20 protein-coding genes are annotated in these 21,994 nt (G+C 51.5%); 14 read left to right on the top strand and 6 right to left on the bottom strand.

From position 1 onward, the window contains the following. Positions 1-119: 119 nt before the first annotated feature. Positions 120-1,970 (bottom strand): signal peptide peptidase SppA, encoded by a 1,851-nt coding sequence (gene sppA, locus DYA43_RS09450; RefSeq protein WP_047462776.1) that lies wholly within the window; start codon positions 1,968-1,970, stop codon positions 120-122. A gap of 211 nt (positions 1,971-2,181) precedes the next feature. On the opposite strand from sppA, the gene DYA43_RS09445 reads away from it, so the two are divergent. Then, positions 2,182-4,185: an NADPH-dependent 2,4-dienoyl-CoA reductase gene (locus DYA43_RS09445; protein WP_047462773.1), complete on the top strand. Its 2,004-nt coding sequence runs from the start codon at positions 2,182-2,184 to the stop codon at positions 4,183-4,185. A 69-nt stretch (positions 4,186-4,254) separates the two neighbouring features. On the opposite strand, the gene purU is transcribed toward DYA43_RS09445, so the two are convergent. Continuing rightward, on the bottom strand, positions 4,255-5,088 hold the full coding sequence (gene purU, locus DYA43_RS09440) for a formyltetrahydrofolate deformylase (RefSeq protein WP_024373156.1): 834 nt from the start codon (positions 5,086-5,088) through the stop codon (positions 4,255-4,257). 295 nt (positions 5,089-5,383) lie between these two features. Between purU and DYA43_RS09435 the strand changes: the two genes are divergently transcribed. From DYA43_RS09435 to DYA43_RS09395, 9 genes are all read left to right on the top strand, one after another. Continuing rightward, positions 5,384-5,584 carry a hypothetical protein gene (locus DYA43_RS09435; protein ID WP_020327876.1) on the top strand — a complete coding sequence of 67 codons (201 nt, stop codon included), beginning with the start codon at positions 5,384-5,386 and terminating at the stop codon, positions 5,582-5,584. Between the two features lie 117 nt (positions 5,585-5,701). Then, a complete protein-coding gene (gene yoaA, locus DYA43_RS09430) occupies positions 5,702-7,630 on the top strand; it encodes a DNA repair helicase YoaA (protein ID WP_061056699.1) in 1,929 nt (642 codons plus the stop codon). An 8-nt stretch (positions 7,631-7,638) separates the two neighbouring features. Beyond that, positions 7,639-8,340 (top strand): tRNA (adenosine(37)-N6)-threonylcarbamoyltransferase complex dimerization subunit type 1 TsaB, encoded by a 702-nt coding sequence (gene tsaB, locus DYA43_RS09425; protein WP_032081518.1) that lies wholly within the window; start codon positions 7,639-7,641, stop codon positions 8,338-8,340. 61 nt (positions 8,341-8,401) lie between these two features. Continuing rightward, on the top strand, positions 8,402-8,701 hold the full coding sequence (locus tag DYA43_RS09420; protein ID WP_024373154.1) for a hypothetical protein: 300 nt from the start codon (positions 8,402-8,404) through the stop codon (positions 8,699-8,701). 18 nt (positions 8,702-8,719) lie between these two features. Beyond that, positions 8,720-9,277 carry a Slp family lipoprotein gene (locus DYA43_RS09415; RefSeq protein WP_020429932.1) on the top strand — a complete coding sequence of 186 codons (558 nt, stop codon included), beginning with the start codon at positions 8,720-8,722 and terminating at the stop codon, positions 9,275-9,277. After that, positions 9,277-10,134: an alpha/beta hydrolase gene (locus DYA43_RS09410; protein WP_047462766.1), complete on the top strand. Its 858-nt coding sequence runs from the start codon at positions 9,277-9,279 to the stop codon at positions 10,132-10,134. Before DYA43_RS09415 ends, DYA43_RS09410 begins: the two co-directional genes overlap by 1 nt. A gap of 105 nt (positions 10,135-10,239) precedes the next feature. Further along, positions 10,240-11,937: a long-chain-fatty-acid--CoA ligase FadD gene (fadD, locus tag DYA43_RS09405; RefSeq protein ID WP_020327870.1), complete on the top strand. Its 1,698-nt coding sequence runs from the start codon at positions 10,240-10,242 to the stop codon at positions 11,935-11,937. Between the two features lie 104 nt (positions 11,938-12,041). Next, a complete protein-coding gene (gene rnd, locus DYA43_RS09400) occupies positions 12,042-13,157 on the top strand; it encodes a ribonuclease D (protein WP_061056698.1) in 1,116 nt (371 codons plus the stop codon). 168 nt (positions 13,158-13,325) lie between these two features. After that, complete coding sequence (locus DYA43_RS09395; RefSeq protein WP_061056697.1) at positions 13,326-15,173, top strand: M3 family metallopeptidase; 1,848 nt, start codon at positions 13,326-13,328, stop codon at positions 15,171-15,173. Positions 15,174-15,226: 53 nt separating this feature from the next. Here DYA43_RS09395 and minE read toward each other — a convergent pair whose 3' ends face one another. The 3 genes from minE to minC are packed head-to-tail and all read right to left on the bottom strand — an operon-like array spanning position 15,227 to position 16,993. After that, positions 15,227-15,490 carry a cell division topological specificity factor MinE gene (gene minE / locus DYA43_RS09390; protein WP_004726580.1) on the bottom strand — a complete coding sequence of 88 codons (264 nt, stop codon included), beginning with the start codon at positions 15,488-15,490 and terminating at the stop codon, positions 15,227-15,229. A gap of 6 nt (positions 15,491-15,496) precedes the next feature. Further along, a complete protein-coding gene (gene minD, locus DYA43_RS09385) occupies positions 15,497-16,309 on the bottom strand; it encodes a septum site-determining protein MinD (protein WP_020327867.1) in 813 nt (270 codons plus the stop codon). A gap of 21 nt (positions 16,310-16,330) precedes the next feature. Continuing rightward, positions 16,331-16,993 carry a septum site-determining protein MinC gene (minC, locus tag DYA43_RS09380; protein WP_020327865.1) on the bottom strand — a complete coding sequence of 221 codons (663 nt, stop codon included), beginning with the start codon at positions 16,991-16,993 and terminating at the stop codon, positions 16,331-16,333. Between the two features lie 201 nt (positions 16,994-17,194). On the opposite strand from minC, the gene DYA43_RS09370 reads away from it, so the two are divergent. From DYA43_RS09370 to DYA43_RS09355, 4 genes are all read left to right on the top strand, one after another. Next, on the top strand, positions 17,195-17,473 hold the full coding sequence (locus DYA43_RS09370) for a YcgL domain-containing protein (RefSeq protein WP_020327863.1): 279 nt from the start codon (positions 17,195-17,197) through the stop codon (positions 17,471-17,473). Between the two features lie 24 nt (positions 17,474-17,497). Next, positions 17,498-18,469 (top strand): lytic murein transglycosylase, encoded by a 972-nt coding sequence (locus tag DYA43_RS09365; RefSeq protein ID WP_024373147.1) that lies wholly within the window; start codon positions 17,498-17,500, stop codon positions 18,467-18,469. Positions 18,470-18,559: 90 nt separating this feature from the next. Next, complete coding sequence (locus tag DYA43_RS09360; protein ID WP_024373148.1) at positions 18,560-19,507, top strand: LysR family transcriptional regulator; 948 nt, start codon at positions 18,560-18,562, stop codon at positions 19,505-19,507. A 209-nt stretch (positions 19,508-19,716) separates the two neighbouring features. Next, a complete protein-coding gene (locus DYA43_RS09355) occupies positions 19,717-20,922 on the top strand; it encodes a NupC/NupG family nucleoside CNT transporter (RefSeq protein ID WP_061056696.1) in 1,206 nt (401 codons plus the stop codon). A gap of 70 nt (positions 20,923-20,992) precedes the next feature. On the opposite strand, the gene folD is transcribed toward DYA43_RS09355, so the two are convergent. Next, positions 20,993-21,853, bottom strand: a complete 861-nt coding sequence (gene folD, locus DYA43_RS09350) for a bifunctional methylenetetrahydrofolate dehydrogenase/methenyltetrahydrofolate cyclohydrolase FolD (protein WP_020327859.1) — start codon at positions 21,851-21,853, stop codon at positions 20,993-20,995. Positions 21,854-21,994 lie beyond the last annotated feature (141 nt).

Below are 21,994 nucleotides of genomic sequence, written 5' to 3'. Positions count from 1 at the left end.
TTTGTAGGGGAACAGAACGCGGATTATAGCGAAAACCACTGCAATAAAAAGAGGCGCTTATAACAAAGCGCCTCTTGATATCATGCTGGTAAGAGCAGTAGTTATAAGGCTTAATGCCGTTATTCAACCTGACAGGTCAAACAGAACGCGTAATAGCCTTTCGGATCATTGAAGCTGCTTAGCAGACTGGCGTCGGACACGAGCTGTTTGGTGGCAGGTTTTAATGCTTCTGGCATCAGGCTGGAAACATCAAGCCCCAAACCAGCACGTACCTGACCGAACAGATCCTGCAGGAACTGCTGCGCCGGGCTCAGTGGTTCTTCCACCCAGTACAGGTTGTATGTCTCCAGTTTGGCCAAACTGGCAGCCAACGCCACTGCGTCATCGAAGTCACCCAGTTTGTCTACTAACCCGAGTTTCTGCGCATCTTGCGCAGTCCAGACGCGGCCCTGAGCCACCTTGTCGACGTCCTGTTCAGACATGTGGCGGTTTTCGGCAACCAAAGAAATGAAACGGTGGTAACCATGCTCGATACCCATTTGCAGTGCATCTTTCACGCCGTCCGTCAGCCCCGTCGTCACGCCAACGCCAGAGAAAGGTGAAGTACCAACGCCATCGGTGTACACGCCGAGCTTATTCAATCCTTTTTCAAAGGTGGTAATGACGCTGAAAATACCAATAGAGCCCGTTAATGTGGTTGGTTGCGCTACGATTTGGTCACCGCTCATGGAGATCCAATAACCGCCAGACGCAGCCAGGCTCGACATTGAGATCACTACCGGTTTGCCAGCCGCTTTGATCGCTTCAATTTCGTTGCGAATCACTTCCGACGCAAATGCGCTGCCTCCCGGACTGTCGACACGCAGCACCACGGCTTTCACTTTGTCGTCGTTACGAGCCTGACGAAGTAGTGAGGCTAAGGTGTCACCGCCCACGGTACCGCGTGGTTGTGAACCATCCATGATCGCACCGCTTGCGACCACGACCGCGATATCGTCGTTCGCCATGTCAAACTTTGGCGTGACCGTTGGTCGGTAATCGTAGTAGCTCACAGCGTTGTAGCTGTCATCGCCATCACTGCCAAAGATATCGGCCAACTCTTTGCGGATTTGCTGGCGTGTTGCCAATTCATCGACCAAGCCGACTTTAAGGGACAGGTCTGCCAGATTACCGGATGACTGTTTCAGCAGAGCCAGGAACTCATCCATGCTTGGAGTCAGCGTCTTTGCATCGATCTGGCGATTCGTCGCCACATCATCCACATACGCCCCCCACAGCTGTGTTAACCAGCGAGATGCCGATTCACGCGCGGCATCCGACATGTCATCACGAATGAAAGGTTCGATCGCTGACTTATATGTGCCGACGCGGAAGACGTGCGTGTTTACATCAAGTTTTTCCAGCAGGGTTTTGTAATACAGATTGTAGGCACTGTAGCCACGCAGCATCACCGCACCATCCGGTGACAGGAAAATCTTGTTGGCGTAGCTGGCCAGGTAGTACTGACTCTGATTGTAGAAATCACCAACGGCGTAGACTGGTTTACCGGACGCCTTGAACTCATTGATCGCTTTGGCGATGTAACGCAGTTTCGTCAGGTTGGTTTCCGGCATGTCGCGAAGCGCCAGAACCAGGCCACTGACTTTCTCATCATCCTTGGCATGACGCAGTGTATCGACGATGTCGAACAGCACGTTTTCTTTCGGTAAATCCTGCCCCAATACTGAACCGGCAAAGGAGTCCATCGGGTTGACGTAGGTGCTTTGTTCCACGATCGGGCCAGACAAGTTGAGCACTAACGCAGACGCTTTGTCGACAGTTGGCGTTGGAGATTCAGCGTGGATATAGACGAAGTAAATAATCGCCAGGCTGAGAAGGAAAATCAGGTTGGTGAGGGCCAGACGAATAAAGGTGATAACTTTCCAAATACCTTTAAAAATCAGTCCGATAAATCGAAATAATTGTTTCATTGTGTCTCCAGCGCAACAAGTGAGTGGCTTGTCGAGGATAGCTCGGTCAAGTTCCCGAGAGATATTAATGAGTTACATCCTACGTTATTCATTATACCCAAACAACTGCAAGGTTGATCGGTGTTACAAATATGTAAACACGTGTTTGATTTTTAGTAATGACATACATATTCTGGTCGGACCAAAGGATAAAAATAAAAGTGATGTCACCATGTACCCACATCTGCTACAGCCTTTAGACCTTGGATTTACTCAGTTACGTAACCGCGTACTGATGGGATCGATGCATACCGGTCTTGAAGAACAAAAGGAAGGACTCCACAAACTTGCTGCCTTTTACGAAGAGCGCGCCAAAGGTGGCGTTGGTCTTATCGTTACCGGCGGTTTTTCACCGAATCTGCGCGGGCGCCTGCACCCATTCAGCGCAGAATTCAGCAAAACCAAACACGCTAAAGCGCACCAGGTAGTGACCGAAGCGGTACATCGTCACGGAGGCAAGATAGCGTTGCAACTGCTTCACGCAGGCCGCTACGCCATGCACCCATTTGCCCAGAGCGCCTCTTCAATTAAAGCACCGATCGCTAAATTTGCACCCAGCGAAATGAGCCCGCGTCAAATCCGGAAAACCATTGCGGCGTTTGCCAATAGCGCGGAACTGGCGCAGCTGGCTGGCTACGATGGTGTAGAAGTGATGGGCTCCGAGGGCTATTTGCTCAACCAATTTATTTGTAAACGCACCAACATGCGTTATGACGACTGGGGGGGCAGCTACGAAAACCGTATCCGTTTTCCGCTTGAAGTGGTGCGTGCCATTCGCGAAGCAGTCGGTAAAGAATTTATCATCATCTTCCGTCTGTCGATGCTCGATCTGGTCGAAGAAGGCAGCACTTTTGAAGAAGTTCTGATGCTGGCCAAAGCGTTAGAAGATGCGGGTGTGACGATCATCAATACGGGGATCGGCTGGCATGAAGCCCGTATTCCGACGATTGCGACTCAGGTGCCGCGAGCAGCGTTTGCCTGGGTAACCGAAAAAATCAAACCGCACCTTAAGGTGCCCGTGGTCACCTGCAACCGTATTAACACGCCGGAGCAGGCAGAAAAAATTATTGCCAGCGGTCAGGCAGATATGGTGTCGATGGCGCGTCCGTTCCTGGCTGACGCAGAGTTTGTCGCTAAAGCAGAGCAGGGCAAAGCCGCTTTTATCAACACCTGCATCGGCTGTAACCAAGCCTGCCTCGACAACGTGTTCCGTGGCAAACGGGCAAGCTGCATGGTCAACCCGCGTGCCTGTTATGAAACAGAAATCGTGGTGCAACCCGCAAGTGTGAAGAAAAAGGTGGCGGTGATTGGTGCCGGCCCCGCAGGTCTTGCCAGTGCGACGACGCTTGCAGAGCGTGGTCACGAGGTCGATCTGTTTGAACGTAATGACCGTATTGGTGGCCAGTTCCGCCTCGCGATGCAGATCCCGGGCAAGGAAGAGTTCCGTGAAACCATTCGCTATTTTGCCAACCGTTTGGAAGAAACGGGCGTGCGTTTGCACCTTGATACTGAAGTGACTTACGACATGCTCTCTGGTTACGACGAAGTGGTCATGGCGTCAGGCGTTGAGCCACGCAGAGTAAAAATTGAAGGCGTGGATAACCCTGAGAAAGTCGTCGATTACCAAACGCTGATCCGCGAAAAGACACCAGTCGGTGACAAGGTGGCGATCGTCGGTGCCGGCGGCATCGGTGTGGATGTGGCGACTATGATCACCGAACCGCAAGGTCACAATCTCCAAGACTGGTTGCATGAGTGGGGCATCGACACCGATATCGCGCATCCTGGTGGTTTGTACCCGCATCCGGATTCGGTCAGCGACAAAGAAGTGTGGCTGTTGCAGCGTCGTAAAGGGCGTGTCGGCCGTGGTCCGGGTAAAACCACTGGCTGGATCCATAAACGCACACTGGAAAAACGCGGCGTTCACTTACTCGGTGGTGTGAGTTACGACAGGATTGACCCTCATGGCTTGCACATCTCGATTGATGAACAGCATAAGTTGTTGGAAGTCGACAAAGTGGTGATTTGTGCGGGGCAGGAGTCAGTGCGTCCGTTTGAAGACAAATGGGAGCAATTGGGCGACAAGCTGCACGTCATTGGCGGTGCCGATCATGCTGGCGAACTGGATGCGGTGCGCGCAATTCGCCAGGGTGTCACGCTGGCCGTTAAGCTGTAAATTATCCGCTCATGCGAACAATAAAAAAGGCGCGATTAAGCGCCTTTTTCGTCTCCGCAACCGAATGGATTACAGAATCACCGTCTTGTTGCCGTAGACAAACACATGATCGTTGAGCACTTTGGCTAATGCTTTGCTCAGTACGTTCTTTTCAACGTCACGGCCAGCCTGCGCCATATCCTGCGCGCTGAACGTGTGATCGACCGGAATCACGTCCTGCTTGATGATTGGTCCTTCGTCGAGATCGTTGGTCACGAAGTGCGCAGTCGCACCGATGATTTTCACGCCGCGCTCATACGCTTGCTGGTAAGGTTTCGCACCAATGAACGCTGGCAGGAAGCTGTGGTGAATGTTGATGATTTTGTGATGGTACTTTTCAACAAAACCCGGCGTCAGAACACGCATGTATTTTGCCAGCACGACGTAATCCGGCTGGTACTTGTCAATCACTTCCAGAATCTTCTGCTCGTGTTCCTGACGGTTCAGACCTTCGTGAGACACGCAGTGATACGGGATTTCAAACTTCTCGGTCAGGCCTTGCAGCGTATCGTAGTTACCCACGACGGCGGCGATATCGACGTCCAGACTGCCATCAAAGTTTTTCATCAGAATGTCGCCTAGACAGTGGGCTTCTTTGGTCACCAGAATCACAACCCGCTTACGGCTTGAGCTGATGAGCTTACGCTTGGCACCCTGTGGCAGGGCGTGGTCTAAATCCGCCAGCAGGGTTTCATCGTTGAAGTACCCTTCCAGCTCGGTGCGCATGAAAAAATGGCCGCTGGTGTTGTCCACGTATTCATTGTTGTGAATGATGTTGAGTTGGTGCTTGTAACAAATATTGGTGATTTTAGAGATCAAACCCGGGGCATCTGTACAATGCGTGAGGAGCGTTTTCTTTTCCATTAATACAACTTCCGTGCATTTCTTTTATTTTGGAATCCCGTGTTTAGTTGAAGCGGTGTAACCCATCAACTTGAGGTGGCAGCCAGATTGGCGGCAAGAACAAGAAGGTGGGATAACGGAGTCCAATGACCTGGGATGTATAACAAGATGGACGTGCCGGAACGGTCGGGCAGTCCAAAATATAGCGTCTATAATTAATCTATTCTCACATCGGTTTCAACAACTATCACGGTCTGCTACGGGTTTATTCTTCAGTAAATTCGGGCATTTTAGTGTGCATTCAAGGTGGTGTTTTATGGATAAAGAACTTCTTGCGCGTAAGTTGTATGTCGAACGTGTTTCCGCTCTGATGGGGGATCAACCCATCAATCAGGCTCTGCTTGATACTCTTTGGGAAAACAAAGCCTCGCCAGCTGAAGCGGCAAGAGTGATGTGTGAAATCGGGACGGGTTATGATGCACCGCCCTGGATGGCCCGGTATCTGAACCGGCGTTAACTCTACTTGGTTAGCTTTACCTCTTTTTCCTGCACGTTGGCGCGAGCGTAATCCGATTCGCGCCTTGTACGGAAACCTGCCATAATCGCGACATTCTATTTTCCGTCAGCTCTCAGGATGATCGCAAAAACCTTCTCTCAGCAAGGCGCACTCGGCAAAGCCATTCCGGGTTTTCAGGCTCGTCAGGCGCAAATTGATATGGCCGAGGCGGTCGCTAATGCCATTAAACATAGCTCGCAGCTGGTGGTCGAGGCCGGAACGGGTACGGGCAAAACCTTCGCCTATCTGGTCCCCGCACTGCTGAGCGGTAAAAAGGTGATCATCAGTACCGGCTCCAAGAACCTACAGGAGCAGCTGTTCCATCGCGATCTGCCGTTGATGGTTGGCGCGCTCGGTTTTCATGGCAATGTGGCACTGCTCAAAGGGCGGGCGAACTACTTATGTCTCGATCGCCTCAGCCGCCAGATGGTGGAGAGCCATACCAACGAAGCGGATCCAACGTTACTGACTCAGTTGGTCAAAGTACGCAGCTGGGCATCGGAAACCAAAACCGGCGATTTGGGTGAGTGCGACGATTTGCCTGAAGACAGCCTGGTGATCCCAACGATCACCTCGACCAACGATAACTGCCTTGGCAAAGAGTGCCCGAGTTATCAGGACTGTTTCGTTTCGAAAGCGCGCCGCAAAGCGATGGAGGCCGATGTGGTCGTGGTCAACCATCACCTGTTTTTGGCTGATTTAGCCATCAAAGAGACCGGCTTTGGCGAATTGATCCCAGAGGCGGACGTGTTTATTTTCGATGAAGCGCATCAACTGCCGGATATTGCCAGCCAGTATTTTGGTCAGTCGGTTTCAAGCCGCCAGATTCAAGAGCTGGCGAAAGACATCGAGATTGGTTATCGCACCGAAGCCAAAGACATGCGTCAACTGCAAAAAGTGGGCGACAAGTTAGTGCAATCGGCGATGGATTTGCGCATTGTGTTGGGTGAACCGGGTTATCGCGGTAACTGGCGCGAAGCGATGCAGTCGCCGTCTATTTCGCGCGAGATTGAACGGGTGCTTGATAGCCTCAACTTCGCCATTGATGTCCTTAAACTGGCGTTGGGTCGCAGCCAACTGCTCGATACCGCGTTTGAGCGTGCGAATGTCATCAAAGGACGCATCGAGCGAGTATGCGATGTGTCAATCACCGGTTATTCCTACTGGTATGACACCACGCCGCGCCATTTCAGCCTGCATATCACACCGCTGACGGTGGCTGATAAATTCCATGAACAAATGGAAATGAAGCAAGGGGCGTGGATTTTTACCTCAGCAACGCTGGCGGTGAACGACGACTTCGGCCATTTTACCCATCGCTTGGGCTTGACCCCGACCGCGCAGTTTTCTCTGCCCAGCCCGTTCGATTATGAGCAGCAGGCCAAACTGTGCGTGCCGCGTTATCTGCCTGAACCTAACAGTCCCGGACTTGCCGATAAACTGGTGCGCATGCTGGCTCCGGTGATAGAGCAAAACCAGGGGCGTTGCTTTTTTCTATGTACTTCGCACAGCATGATGCGCGAACTGGGAGAGCGGTTTCGTGAGCAACTGACGCTGCCAGTGTTGATGCAGGGGGAAACCAGCAAGCAGAAAACTCTGGCTGAGTTTATGGAACTCGGCAACGCGCTGTTGGTGGCTACAGGGGCCTTCTGGGAAGGTATAGATGTTAGAGGCGACACACTAAGCTGTGTTATCATCGACAAACTTCCGTTTACCGCACCTGATGACCCGCTGCTCAAAGCGCGTATTGAAGACTGTAAGCTACGTGGTGGCGATCCGTTTGCGCAGGTACAACTGCCTGAAGCGGTGATTACCTTAAAGCAGGGTGTGGGACGACTTATTCGAGACCAGAAAGACAAAGGAGCGCTGATCATCTGCGATAACCGCTTGGTGACCCGCGACTATGGAGGCATTTTCCTTGCCAGCCTACCGCCGATTCCGCGTACGCGGGATCTCGATGTGGTGAAAGACTTTCTGCAACATTTATCAGAAACAGCAATAAATTAGAGATATACATGAGCGCAAAAATTCTTGCCTTAGATACCGCAACAGAAGCCTGTTCGGTTGCTTTGATGGTAGGCGACAAACTGTACAGCCGTAGTGAAGTGGCGCCGCGCGATCACACCAAAAAGATCCTGCCAATGGTGGACGAGGTGTTGAAAGAAGCCGGAGTCACGTTGCAAGAGTTGGATGCGCTGGCGTTTGGCCGTGGCCCGGGCAGCTTTACTGGTGTGCGTATTGGCATCGGAATTGCACAAGGTTTAGCGTTCGGCGCTGACTTACCAATGATTGGCATTTCGACGCTGGCTGCGTTGGCACAAGGTGCATACCGTGAACACGGTATGACTCGTGTGGCCAGTGCGATTGACGCGCGTATGAGCGAAGTGTACTGGGGCCGTTATGAGCGTCAGGAAGATGGCACTTGGCTAACGACAGATGAAGAGTGTGTTATTCCGCCACAAGCGCTGAGTGAGAAAATCAGCGCAAGCAGCGAAATCTGGGGCACTGCCGGTACGGGTTGGGATGCCTACAGTGAAGCGCTGGCGAGTCTGCCAATCGAGCGTCAGGACAGCGGTGTACTGTATCCACAGGCGCAGGATATGGTGGTGCTGGCTAAGCATGAGCTGGAAAAAGGCAACACCGTTGCGGTGGAAAATGCCAGCCCGGTTTATCTGCGTGACACGGTAGCGTGGAAAAAGCTGCCGGGCCGTGAATAATCCCGGACGATCATAGGCAAAGGCTGGGCGTGTTCGTCCGCCTTGAATGAGCAGGAACAGCATGGTTTCAATTAATGGATTGCCTCCCGCGCGGATACCCGGTGCTAACCGGGCATCTAAAGCGAAAAAGAAGAATGAGGTAAGTAAGGGATCGTCGGAGGTGGCACAAACCACCAAAGTCGCGACCGCTGTTTCTAATTCCATTCGTCAAATGGATCCGTCCGATATCCATCGTGCGCAGGTGCAGTATGATCTGCCGGAAGGCCGATCGCGTAAAGCGTTAGAAGAGTATATGGACGTGATGAACCAGGCGAGAAAAGAGGAACTTGCTCAAATGCTTGGGGTCGATATTTATATCTGATTGAATGGGACGTAAACGATGAAAATCTATCATTTTAAATTAGCATTGACCGGACTGGCGGCATTATTGCTGTCGGCGTGTGCGTCCCTCCCTGAACAGTTAACATCGCAAAGTGAATCGGTAGTGACCGATTACACGATCTGGACTCAGGCAGATCCCGCTCAGAAAGGCGAGGTTCGCCTCGGTGGTGTGATCGCCAGTACCAAGAATTTAACCGACAAAACCCGCTTAGAAATCGTCAATTTACCAATTGATGACGCGGGACGGCCAAGCTTAACCAGCGAACCGCAGGGGCGCTTTGTCGCTTACGTGAAAGGTTTCCTGGATCCGGTCACATTCGGAGAAGGCCGCCTGATCACGCTGGTCGGTACAACGGCTGAGCCCGAAAGCGGCAAAGTCGGCGACTTTGAGCATCAGTTCCCGGTGATGAATGCCAACGGTTACTATCTGTGGCGTGTCACGGAACGTGTGGTGATCGACGATACCGGACCTTACATGTTTCCCTGTCGCAACTTCTACTGCCGCCATTTCGATGATTTTCCACGCGATGGCCGGGTGATCCAAGAAGTTAAATAATGCTGCAGTCGCAAAGTTATGTTTTAGCCGAAGGACGCCTGGCGGCGATCGAAGTCGGCAATCCAGAAGCGGCCGAGATATCGGTCGTTTTTTTACATGGCTGGTTGGATAATGCCGCCAGTTTTCAAACGGTTATGCAATCTTTGCATCATCTCAATCCCGATTGGCACCTCTGCGCAATCGATTTACCAGGACATGGGCTATCAGACCATAAATCTGGCCACAGTTTCTATCCATTTCACGACTATATTGACGATATTTACCAACTTTTGGCTAACTTTTCATCAAACAGACTGGTGTTAGTCGGCCACTCTCTTGGTGCTTTGATTTCAAGTTGCTATAGTGCCGCCTTTCCTGACCAAGTCGCAGGATTAGTTCAGATCGAAGGCTTCGGCCCACTCGCGGAATCTCCAGCCCTCAGTGTTGAGCGATTACGTCACGGTGTGATGAGTCGTCAACGCATCCGACGCAAACCAGAACGCGGTTATACCAGCTTTGAACAAGCACTTGAGCGCCGTGTCGCGGCCAATCAAGTTGCGGCTGAGTTACTCGCACCGATTGTTGAGCGGGGTATTGAGTGCGTGGACGACCAATGGCGTTGGCGGCACGACAGCAAGCTTAAGAGTGAATCGTTGTACCGAATGTCGTGGGAACACGCACAGGCAGTGTTGGAGCATATTCGCTGCCCGCAACGGATTATATTGGGCGATCAGGGTTTTCACCATTTGAAGCAAGATCGCCACATTTCGCCTAACGATCGTTTAGAGATGTTTACCATTTCTGGTGGTCATCATTGCCATCTTGAGCAGCCTTCACTCGTCGCAGAACTAATTTTTGGCTTAGTTAACAAAATTTAAACAAGTGTTTGGGTCTTTCGTGCTCAAGCACGTCGGCTGTGCTGTAATAGCGTTCATTCTAATAATGACAACAAGATACGCCAGTCAATTACGAGGAGTATTACTGTGGATAAACCTTGGCTCTCACGTTATCCAAGCGATGTACCGGAAACCATTAATCCCGACCAATATCTGTCATTGGTTGAAATGTTCGAACAGTCAGTGCACAAATACGCCGACCAGCCAGCCTTCATCAATATGGGCTCGGTGATGACGTTTCGCAAACTGGAGGAACGTAGCCGAGCGTTTGCGGCTTACCTGCAGAATGAACTGAAACTGAAAAAAGGCGACCGCGTGGCATTGATGATGCCGAACCTACTGCAATATCCGGTGGCGCTCTTTGGTATTCTGCGCGCGGGTATGATCGCCGTGAACGTTAACCCGCTATACACTCCTCGCGAACTGGAACATCAGCTCAACGATGCTGATGCTCGCGCCATCGTGATCGTCTCTAACTTCGCCAATACTCTGGAGCAGATCGTTGCCAACACGCAGGTTAAGCACGTCGTTCTGACCAGTCTGGGCCAGATGCTGCCGCGTGCCAAAGGTACGCTGGTGGACTTTGTGGTGAAATACGTCAAAGGCATGGTACCAAAGTATGACCTGCCGGGCGCAATCTCGATGCGTAAAGCGCTGCACAAAGGTCGTCGCCTGCAATACGTGAAGCCGTTTATGTCAGGCGAGGACATTGCGTTTCTGCAGTACACTGGTGGCACAACGGGTGTGGCGAAAGGAGCGATTCTGACTCACCGCAACATGGTTGCCAACGTGCTGCAAGCCAAAGGTGCTTACGGTCCTGTGCTACGCGAAGGCCGTGAACTGGTGGTGACAGCGCTGCCGCTGTATCACGTATTTGCGCTGACCGTGAACTGTCTGCTGTTTATCGAAATGGGTGGCAGCAACCTCTTGATTACCAACCCGCGCGATATTCCAGGCTTTGTCAAAGAGTTGCAGAAACATCCGTTTACAGCCATCACTGGCGTAAACACGCTGTTTAACGCTCTGGTGAACAACGAAGATTTCCATGAGCTGAATTTCGCCAACATGAAACTCTCTGTGGGCGGCGGTATGGCCGTACAACGCGCGGTGGCAGAAAAATGGAAAAAGATCACTGGTGTCCATTTGCTCGAAGGCTATGGCCTGACCGAATGTTCACCACTCGTCACGGGTAACCCGTACGATCTGGCTGATTACTCCGGTGCGATTGGTTTACCGGTGCCTTCAACCGAAGTGCGTATCGTCGATGACGAAGGCAATGTGTTGAACTACGACCAAACTGGCGAACTGCAAGTACGTGGCCCGCAAGTGATGCAGGGTTACTGGCAGCGTCCGGAAGCGACCAAAGAAGTCATCAATGAAGAGGGTTGGTTGTCGACGGGCGATATCGTGCGCTTTGACGAAAACGGCATGATTTACATCGTCGATCGTAAGAAAGACATGATTCTGGTGTCGGGCTTCAACGTGTATCCGAACGAAATTGAAGATGTGGTGGCACTGCACGGCAAAGTATTGGAAGTGGCCGCGATTGGCCAGCCACACGAAGTGTCGGGCGAAGTGGTGAAAATCTACGTGGTCAAGCGCGATCCGAGCTTGACCAAAGATGAACTGATCACGCACTGCCGTAAACACCTGACCGGTTACAAAGTACCAAAACTGATTGAGTTCCGCGAAGAACTGCCAAAAACCAACGTGGGTAAAATTCTGCGTCGCGTACTGCGCGAAGAGAACGATGCTCAGCTGGCTGAGCAGAAGAAAAGCGCATAACGCACATCAAATCAAAATGATGCTACAATGCCGGCCTAACCGTCGGCATTTTTTATTCCCAAGGGTCACCGATACCCGTAAGGGAGACACAAAGTGAGCCTTTTGTGAATTATCAGATAATTGATCAACTCAACGATTTAGAACGTGTGTGTGCTCTGGCGCGAGACGCAGACGTTGTCATGCTGGACACCGAGTTTGTCCGCACCCGTACCTTCTATCCGCAACTGGGCCTGATTCAGCTGTTTGACGGTGAAAACCTGTCGCTGATCGACCCGTTGGCGCTCGATGAGATGTCACCGTTTGTCGAGCTGATGCAAGACACTTCGGTACTCAAAGTGCTGCACGCGTGCGGCGAAGATATCGAAGTATTTAAGACCAGCTTTGGTTGTGTGCCGTTCCCAATGGTGGATACGCAAATTATGGCAGCGTTTCTTGGTTACGGCCTGTCTACAGGCTTTGCTTCGCTGGCCAATGATCTGCTGAATGTGGAATTGGATAAAAGCGAGTCGCGCACCGACTGGTTGGCGCGCCCCCTGTCGCAGAAGCAGCTTGAATACGCCGCAGCGGATGTGTTTTATCTGATGCCAATGTACGAACAGTTGCTGGAGAAAGTGATTCAGGCAGGCTGGTGGGAAGCGGCGCAGCAAGAATCTGAACTGCAAGTGGAAAAGCGTACCCGCACTTCCAACCCAGAGCTGGCGTACCTTGATATCAAAGGAGCGTGGCAGCTGAAACCGAAGGAACTGGCGATACTTAAACCTCTCGCAACCTGGCGTTATCAGGAAGCGGTGAACCGCGATCTGGCACTTAATTTCGTCATTCGTGAAAACGATCTGCTGACCATCGCTCGTCTGGCTCTGCGTAGTCCGAAACGCATGGAAGAAGAAGGCATCGATCCGCATGCGATTCGTCGTCACAGCACCAAGATGATCAACATCGTTAAAGCCGCGCAGCAGACCCCGCCAGAGCAGTACCCGGAGAAAATCGTGCCGCTGATGGACTATCCGGGTTACAAACAGCTGTTTAAAAAGCTGAAAGATGAAGTGAAAAATGTCTCGCAATCATCCGGATTGGCGACGGAGTTTCTGGCTTCCAAGAAGCAGCTCAACCAATTGTTGAACTGGGTATGGAACAAAGATAAAGATCCGGAAAAATTGCCGGATGTGATGCAAGGCTGGCGCCTGCCTCTACTGGGCGAAAAGCTGGAAAAACTTGTTTAATCTGCAAAACCGGTCATCAGGCCGGTTTTTTGTTGTCAGCTTGTAGGAAAAATCAGTAAATGTGAGTTTACATCCGTTTTTGGTATGAATCTGGTTGATTATTATTTGTCTCTGGGGAGGCATGCCATAATGGGGGCTGGTAACGGACAACGTCATAAAAGGAATCCAATGACAGCGACGCAATATCTCAACGATTTAAACCATCGTTATCTTCATCTTCATCGCGTTAAAGAAGACTTTTTCTGGGATACGTACATGGGCATCAGCGATGACCATGACGGTTCGACTCAGGCGCAAACCGAGTGGACGCAATTTCTCAGCGCCGGTGAACAAATTCAGGCCATTCGCGACCAAATTACCGTTGCGCAGGCGATTACCGACGAGCAGGAAAAGCGCAGCACTCTGGCCGGGTTGGAAGGCTGGCTGGCGATGTTTGAATCGCACGCGCTGGAATCGGCAGCCGCGCAGCAACTAAAAGCCAAGCTGATTCAGTTTGAAGCGGATCTGTTTGAGACAAAACAGAAGCACCCACTGTATTACACCAATGAGCAAGGTGAACAGATCGAAGCCTCTCTGGTGACGCTGGCGGCGACCATCCGCACCAGTGATGTGGAAGCGGTGCGTCAAAGCGCACATCAGGCGCTACTGGATTTAGAGCAGTGGTTGCTGCAAAACGGCTTTATCGAACTGGTGAAGATGCGCAACGAATTTGCCCGTACGCTCGGTTATCGCACTTTCTTTGACTACTCAGTAGCGAAGAAAGAGAAGATGACCAGCGATGAGCTGTTTGCCATTCTGGATGATTTTGAAGTGCGCACACGTGACAGCCATCAACGCAGTCTAAGTGCGCTCGCGGCAGAGAAAGGGGAGCAAGCGCTCACGGGCTATAACTTCATCTTCTCGTTTGCCGGCGATGTAATGCGCGACTTAGATCCGTATGTGCCGTTTTCTCGTTCGCTGCGCCGTTGGGTAGAGTCGTTTGGCCGCCTGAATATCGATTATTCTGGTGCAGAGCTGACACTGGATCTGCTTGATCGTAAAGGCAAATACCCGAACGGGTTCTGTCATGGCCCGATCCCGTCGTTTTACGATCAAGGTCAGTGGGTGGCGGCTAAGGTGAATTTCACCAGTAACGCGAAACCGGATCAGATCGGCAGTGGCTACGATGGTATCAATACACTCTTCCATGAAGGCGGCCACGCGGCGCACTTTGCCAACGTGAAACTGAATGCACCGTGCTTCTCTCAGGAGTTTGCCCCAACTTCGATGGCGTACGCCGAAACGCAATCCATGTTCTGCGACAGCCTGTTGACCGATGCCGACTGGCTGAAAACGTATGCCTTCAATGCTCAAGGTGATGTGGTGCCGGATGACGTCATCAAAGCCATGGTCTACAGCCGTCAGCCATTCAAAGCTTACGAAGAGCGCAGTATTTTACTGGTGCCTTACTTTGAACGTGCTTTGTATGATTTGAGCGACGATGAACTTACGCCTGAGCGCATTACTGCGTTGATGCGTGCCACTGAGCAGCGCATTATCGGCCTTGAGTGCAGCCCGCGCCCGCTGCTGGCGATCCCACACTTGTTGTCAGATGAAGCCGCGTGTGCCTATCACGGTTATTTGTTGGCACACATGGCGGTTTACCAGACACGTGCGTACTTCCTCGATAAGTTTGGTTATCTGACCGATAACCCGCACATAGGTCCGCTGCTGGCGAAGCATTACTGGCATGATGGCAACCAGGTGTCGCACAATGAAACCATTGTTCGCCTGACGGGTGAAGGGTTTAACGCCAAGTATTTAGCCGACATGTGTAACCAGTCTGCAGAGCAGGCGTGGCAAAGTCAGCTGAAGAAAATTGAAGGATTGTCTGCGCGTCAGCAGGCACCCGTCGCGTCACTCAATGCGACCATTCGCGTCGTGGATGGTGCGAAGGAGCTGGCGAGCAACCAAGAGTCTGACGAGCAGATGTGTGAGCAGTTTGAGGCGTTCATCGCTGAGCACTACGGCTGTTAACGAAATCACGCACTCTCACAACGAAAAAGAGCCGACTGAGTCGGCTCTTTTTTTTACTTTTCGTCGTCCGGTAGCTTGACGTTCAGCTCCAGCACGGAGATGTCATCATCTTTATGCTCGAATGACAACTCAACCATGCTCGGGTCAATCGCGACATACTTGGCAATCACTTTCAGAATGTCTTCTTTCAACTGAGGCAGGTAAGTCGGTGCCGGATCGTTCTGGCTGCGACGTTCTGCAACGATAATTTGCAAACGCTCTTTGGCGAGGCTGGCTGATGTTTTCTTTTGTGGTCGGAAAAACTCAAGTAATGACATTAATCTCTAGCCCCCAAAAAGTCGTTTAAAGATGCCTTTCTTCGGCTCGGTCAGGAAGCGGAACTCCACGGTTTGGCCCAATAGGCGTTCAACGGTGTCGTCGTAAGCTTGGCCTGCATCGGACTGTTCGTCAAAGATGACCGGCACGCCTTTGTTGGATGCGTTCAGTACGGCCTGGCTTTCCGGAATGACACCCAGCAGCGGCACATGCAGAATTTCTTCAACATCTTGTACGCTCAGCATGTCACCCTGAGTAACGCGAGCCGGGCTGTAGCGGGTCAGCAGCAGGTGCTGTTTCACAGGTTCCATGCCTTGCTCAGCGCGCAGCGATTTCGAATCCAGAATGCCAAGGATACGGTCAGAGTCGCGCACGGAAGAGACTTCAGGGTTGGTTGTCACAATCGCTTCATCGGCGTAGTACAGTGCCATCAGCGCGCCTTGCTCGATACCTGCTGGTGAGTCACAGATGATGAAATCGAAGTTCATCTCTTTTAGTTCATTCAGCACGCGCTGCACACCATCTTTGGTCAGTGCATCTTTATCGCGGGTCTGCGAAGCCGGAAGAATGAACAGGTTTTCGTTGCGTTTGTCTTTGATCAACGCCTGGTTCAGTGTTGCTTCACCATTGATGACGTTTACGAAGTCGTACACGACGCGGCGTTCACAGCCCATGATGAGATCAAGGTTACGCAGACCGATATCGAAATCGATCACCGCAGTTTTCTTACCTTTCAGCGCTAAGCCTGACGCGATTGCGGCGCTGGAGGTCGTTTTACCTACACCGCCTTTTCCTGACGTAACGACAATGATGCGTGCCATTTAATAATTTCCTTTCGAATTTTAAATTGTGAGTATTTCAAAATGGAGTGACTCTTCAGTCATGCTGAGCATCACTTTCTTCTGCCAGAACTCACTTTCAATCTGATCGCTCAGCCAGTAGTTTCCAGCGATGGATACCAGCTCAGCTTGTAAATCATGACAGATAATTCTTGCTTCTTTTTGACCACTGGCACCGGCAATCGCCCGGCCGCGCAGTGTGCCGTGAATATGAATGGAACCATCGGCAATCACTTCCGCACCCGGGCTGACGTGATTGAGGATCACCAAATCGCCATCTTTGGCGTACACCTGCTGCCCGGAGCGGATCGGTGTACGAACGATTTTGGTTGGCGCCATTTTCGCAGGCGCTTTGGTCGGGCTGTTGCTAGCGGTCATGACGGCAAAACCCGCTTCTGATGCCAGCGACTGACAGCGTTTATCTTTGCAACCCGTGACACCGACCGGGATCAATCCCGCGTCGCTGATGCCATTTTTCAGGGCCAGAAAGTCGATGTCGCCATCCACTTTCGAAATATTGATCACCACCGGAGCGTTGGCGAAGAACGCCGGAGCCTGCGAGACTTTCTGTTTCAGAAACTCGACAGTACTGGCGATTTGATTGTCAGAAAGGTGTAAAACTGACAAAGTAAAACTACTACCTTTCAGGTCAGGTGTATTAGACATCGTAACGTTGACCTCAATAAACTCTTGGCTGCATAAGAAAGAGCGTTGCCCGAGACTAGGGAAGTCATGTTATATTCAGCGCCTAGGCGCAGCAAGTTATCTTGCGGTCAAATGAGTGATTTAGGCTCAATTTTAGTAAAAGTTGACCATTTATAGACAAATTCAGCCGGAAGGCGGATTAAAGACAACAAAAGGCTTCTCATGCTTTGTTCTATCTACAAAAGTTCTAAGAAAGACGGTACCTATCTCTACATCCCGAAACGCGATGATTTTTCACAGGTCCCTGACACTCTGATGCAGATGTTCGGTAAACCTGTGTTCGTTATGCTGGTGAATCTGGAAAAGCGTCAGTTAGCGCAGGTTAATGTGGATAACGTCAAAGCGTCGCTGGAAGAACAGGGTTTCTTCTTGCAATTGCCGCCGCCGCCAGAGAATCTGTTAGAGAAATACAAAGAAGAAAAAGCTCAGCGCAAATCCTGAGCGGGATGACTCGGGGAGGGCATCTTGAAAAAATTATTGTCAGTTATTCTGGGATTAACCCTTTCAACGCCGGTTCTGGCGAATGAAATCAGCTTTGAACAGTACGTGGAAGGCCTCAAACAACAAGCGCGTCAGGAAGGGATTTCTGAACAAGTGCTGACCGATGCCTTTTCCGATGTGGAGTACAAACCTCGTGCCGTGGTGGCGGATCGCAATCAGCCAGAGAAAAAGCTCACTCTGGATGAATACATTCCGCGTGCTGTGCCTGAGTGGAAAGTGAACCAGGCGCAGGCACTGTACGAAAAGCATTACGATGAACTGCAACGCATTGGCAAAGAGTACGGCGTGCAGCCGCGCTTTATTGTGGCGTTATGGGGCGTGGAAAGTAACTTTGGTGCGCACATGGGTCGTTACAGCGTGATTGATGCGTTGTCGACTATGGCCTACGAAGGTCGCCGTGAAGAATTTTTCCGTAAGGAAACGATGGCCGCACTACAAATTCTGCAGCAGGGCCACATCAAAGCCGATGAAATGAAAGGTTCATGGGCTGGTGCGATGGGTCAGTGCCAGTTTATGCCAAGTTCCTTTTTGGCGTTCGCCGCCGATGGTAATGGCGATGGCAAGAAAGACATTTGGGGTAGCAAAGAAGATGTGTTTGCTTCCACGGCCAACTATCTGAGCCAGTCCGGGTGGGATGACAAGTACACCTGGGGACGCCAGGTGAAAATCCCGAAAGGGTTTGATCACGCGCTGGAAGGTCGCCAGGCCGAGAAAGGCAAGTTCCTGCAAGAGTGGAGCAAACTCGGTGTTACCCGCTACGACGGTAAACCGCTGCCCAAGCTGGATGACGACATCAAAGCCTGGTTGATCATGCCGGACGACGAAAGTGGCCGTATTTATCTGGTGTACAACAACTACAATGTACTGATGAAGTGGAACCGCTCGTATTACTTTGCGCTCGCGGTCAGTCACTTAGCCGACCGAATCAAATTTTAACCACTAAGGGCTCTGCAGAGCCCTTAATTATATCCCCCCACACTGCAAGAGGATTAATTTGCGGTGTACTAAGCCAAATCAGGAGTTGATGTGTTAGCAGACCGGGCCAGTCAGATGGTGATGTTCGCTGCGCTGATCAAACATCAGAGCTTTACCGCCGCTGCGCGCAATTTAGGCGTGTCGGTGTCGCACGTCAGTAAACAGCTGGCGCAACTCGAAGCCTCGGTGGGCATCAAGCTGGTTCAGCGCACCACGCGCAGTTTTACGGTGACGGAAGCCGGTGAGTCGTTCTATCGCCATTGTGAGCAGTTGGTTGATTTGGTCAGCGATGCCGATAATGAGCTGATTAACCAGCGTGAGGAAGTCTCTGGCCTGCTGCGTCTGGGGTTGTCGCAATCCTTTGGCTCGCTGCATGTATTGCCCGCGCTTGAAGAGCTGCGTCAGCAGTATCCGAACTTGCAGGTCGAAGTACATCTGTTCGACTACAAAATCGATATGCTGAGCGAAGGGCTCGATTTGTGGATCACCAGTAACGAACATCTGCCGGAAGGCTATATTGCCCAGCGCCTCGCGGATTGCAAGTTTGTGGTGGCCGCCTCCCCGGATTATCTGTTGCATCACTCCACACCGCAGACACCGAACGATCTGTTGGATCACAACTGCCTCATCTATCGCAGCTGGGATCGAGACTACACGCGCTGGGCGTTCCGTAACCGTGAGCAGCAACTGAGCATCAAAGTCTCCGGCAACTATTCGGTCGACTTGGCTGAAGCGGTGCGTGATGCCGCAGTGTCAGGGTGGGGGATTGCGTATCTGGCCACCTATCTGATCCGCGATGAATTTCGCAGTGGCAAACTTATTCAACTGCTGCCGGACTGGCAGGCCAGCCAGAATATGCCCTTCTATGCCGTTTATCCCAGTCGCCAACATCTGCCTAAAAAAACCTCGGCCGTGATCGAATTTCTCAAACAGAAAATTGGTGAACCGTGTTACTGGGATACCCAACTGGAACCCTATGTTCGCCTGCCATCGTTGTGATGGATTGTTTCTTGTTTTCAAAACATTTTTTCCATTTGGAAAAACAACTCAATAGCAAACGTTTAGTCAGCGTTAAATCAATGGGTTATGAGTAACGTGGAATGGATTGCGTTTCTGAACACAGCTGATTAACAAACCCGAGTTGCGCACACGTTTTCCTGCTATACAATCCGACGCCTTTCCTGTTCCCCTTTTATTTGGATGGCGTTATGTCTTCTCTTATTGGTGTTGTGGCAATTCTGGTCATTGCCTGGTTACTTTCTACAGATAGAAAAAATATTCAGCTGCACACAGTGGCGCTGGCGTTTGCTCTGCAAGTGATTTTTGCGTTGTTGGTGTTGTACGTACCCGCGGGTAAAGAAGTGCTGCATGCGGTAACCGAAAGTGTGTCGAAGCTGATCAACTATGGCCAGGAAGGCATTGCGTTTATCTTTGGCGGCATTGCAACTGGCAGTGTTGGTTTTGTGTTTGCCGTAAACGTGCTGGGCATCATCATCTTCTTCTCAGCGCTGATCTCCGGTTTGTACCACATCGGCCTGATGCCGAAAGTGATCAACCTGATTGGCGGCGGCATTCAGAAACTACTGGGTACTGGCCGTGCTGAGTCACTGTCAGCGACTGCGAACATTTTCGTCGGCATGGTCGAAGCGCCTCTGGTGGTAAAACCTTACCTGAAGCAAATGAGCGATTCGCAATTCTTCGCAGTGATGACCTGTGGTTTGGCATCGGTTGCGGGTGGCACGCTGGTGGGCTATGCATCGCTGGGTGTGGATTTGAGCTATCTGATTGCGGCCGCGTTTATGTCTGCACCAGCGGGTTTGCTGATGGCCAAACTGCTGGTACCAGAGCAGGACACGGTCGACGTTCAGGTTGAATCGCACGAACTGGATCTGCCGCAAGCGACTAACGTGGTGGAAGCCGTAGCTGACGGTGCGATGTCCGGTGTGCGTATTGCCGTAGCGGTGGGCGGGACTTTGCTGGCGTTTGTCAGTGTGATTGCGCTGCTGAACGGCATGTTGGGCTGGGTTGGCGGACTGTTTGGTATCGAACTGAGTTTCCAACTGATTCTGGGCTATCTGTTCGCACCACTGGCTTGGCTGATTGGTATTCCATGGAACGAAGCCATCACGGCAGGTTCGCTGATCGGTAACAAGATCGTGGTGAACGAGTTTGTCGCCTTTATCCAATTGATGGATGTGAAATCGCAGCTGAGCGCACATTCGCAGGCTATCGTAACCTTCGCGCTGTGTGGCTTTGCCAATATCTCCAGCATGGCAATTTTGATTGGTGGTTTGGGTAGCCTGGTCCCTGAGCGTCGTAGCTTCATCTCCAAATACGGTTTTCGCGCGATCGCCGCTGGCGTTCTGGCGAACCTGATGAGCGCTTCGATTGCCGGCGTGATTCTGTCACTGTAAGTGCTTTCTTAAGCTAAAAAGAACCCCAGCCTAGGCTGGGGTTTTTGCTTTTGGAACTTGCTAAACAGCATCACTTATTGGTGTGGTACTGCTCGCAGGCCAGCATGGTGTTTTCAATCAGGCTGGCAACGGTCATTGGGCCAACACCACCCGGAACCGGCGTAATGAAGCTGGCGCGAGTACGAGCTACATCGTATTCCACATCGCCAACCAGTTTACCAGTGTCGAGACGGTTGATACCGACATCGACCACGATCGCGCCTTCTTTGATCCACGCGCCCGGAATGAAATTCGGCTTACCGACCGCAACCACCAGTACGTCAGCCTGACGGACGTGATGTTCCAGATCTTTGGTAAAGCGGTGACAAGTTGTCGTCGTACAGCCAGCCAGCAGCAGTTCCAGTGTCATTGGGCGACCGACAATGTTCGAAGCGCCCACGATGACCGCGTGTTTGCCGCGCAGCGGAATGTTGTAGCGATCCAACAGCGTAATGATGCCTTTTGGCGTGCAAGAGCGCAGCTTAGGAATGCGCTGAGCCAAACGACCGACGTTGTAAGGATGGAAACCATCGACGTCTTTTTCCGGAACGATGCGCTCCAGCACCTGAGTGGAGTCAATGCCGGCAGGCAGAGGCAGCTGAACCAGAATGCCGTCGATTTCCGGATCGTTATTCAGTTGATCAACCAGAGCCAACAGTTCGTTTTCGGTGGCGGTTGCCGGTAAGTCAAACGACTTAGAAACAAATCCCACTTCTTCACAAGCGCGGCGTTTACTGCCCACGTAGACCTGAGAAGCCGGGTCTTCACCCACTAAAACCACAGCCAGACCCGGTGCGCGCAGCCCTGCTTGAGTGCGAGCCTTAACACGGGCCGCAACCTCGGAACGTACTGTCTGAGAAATGAGTGTTCCATCAATATTTTGAGCAGTCATGACTTTCCTTACACATTCGTAGTGAAAATTTTTGCGCGCATTGTCGCAGATATTTTGAAGAACATCTATAAGCAAACGTTTGCTTTGTTCTGTTTTTCAGCACTTATTGTCTGAGTGACAAAATTTTGGTCATTTGAAACA

Source organism: Vibrio fluvialis, assembly GCF_900460245.1.
Lineage (GTDB): Bacteria > Pseudomonadota > Gammaproteobacteria > Enterobacterales > Vibrionaceae > Vibrio > Vibrio fluvialis.
Note: the sequence above shows the minus strand (reverse complement) of the source record. Positions and strands in the feature narration are given on the sequence as shown.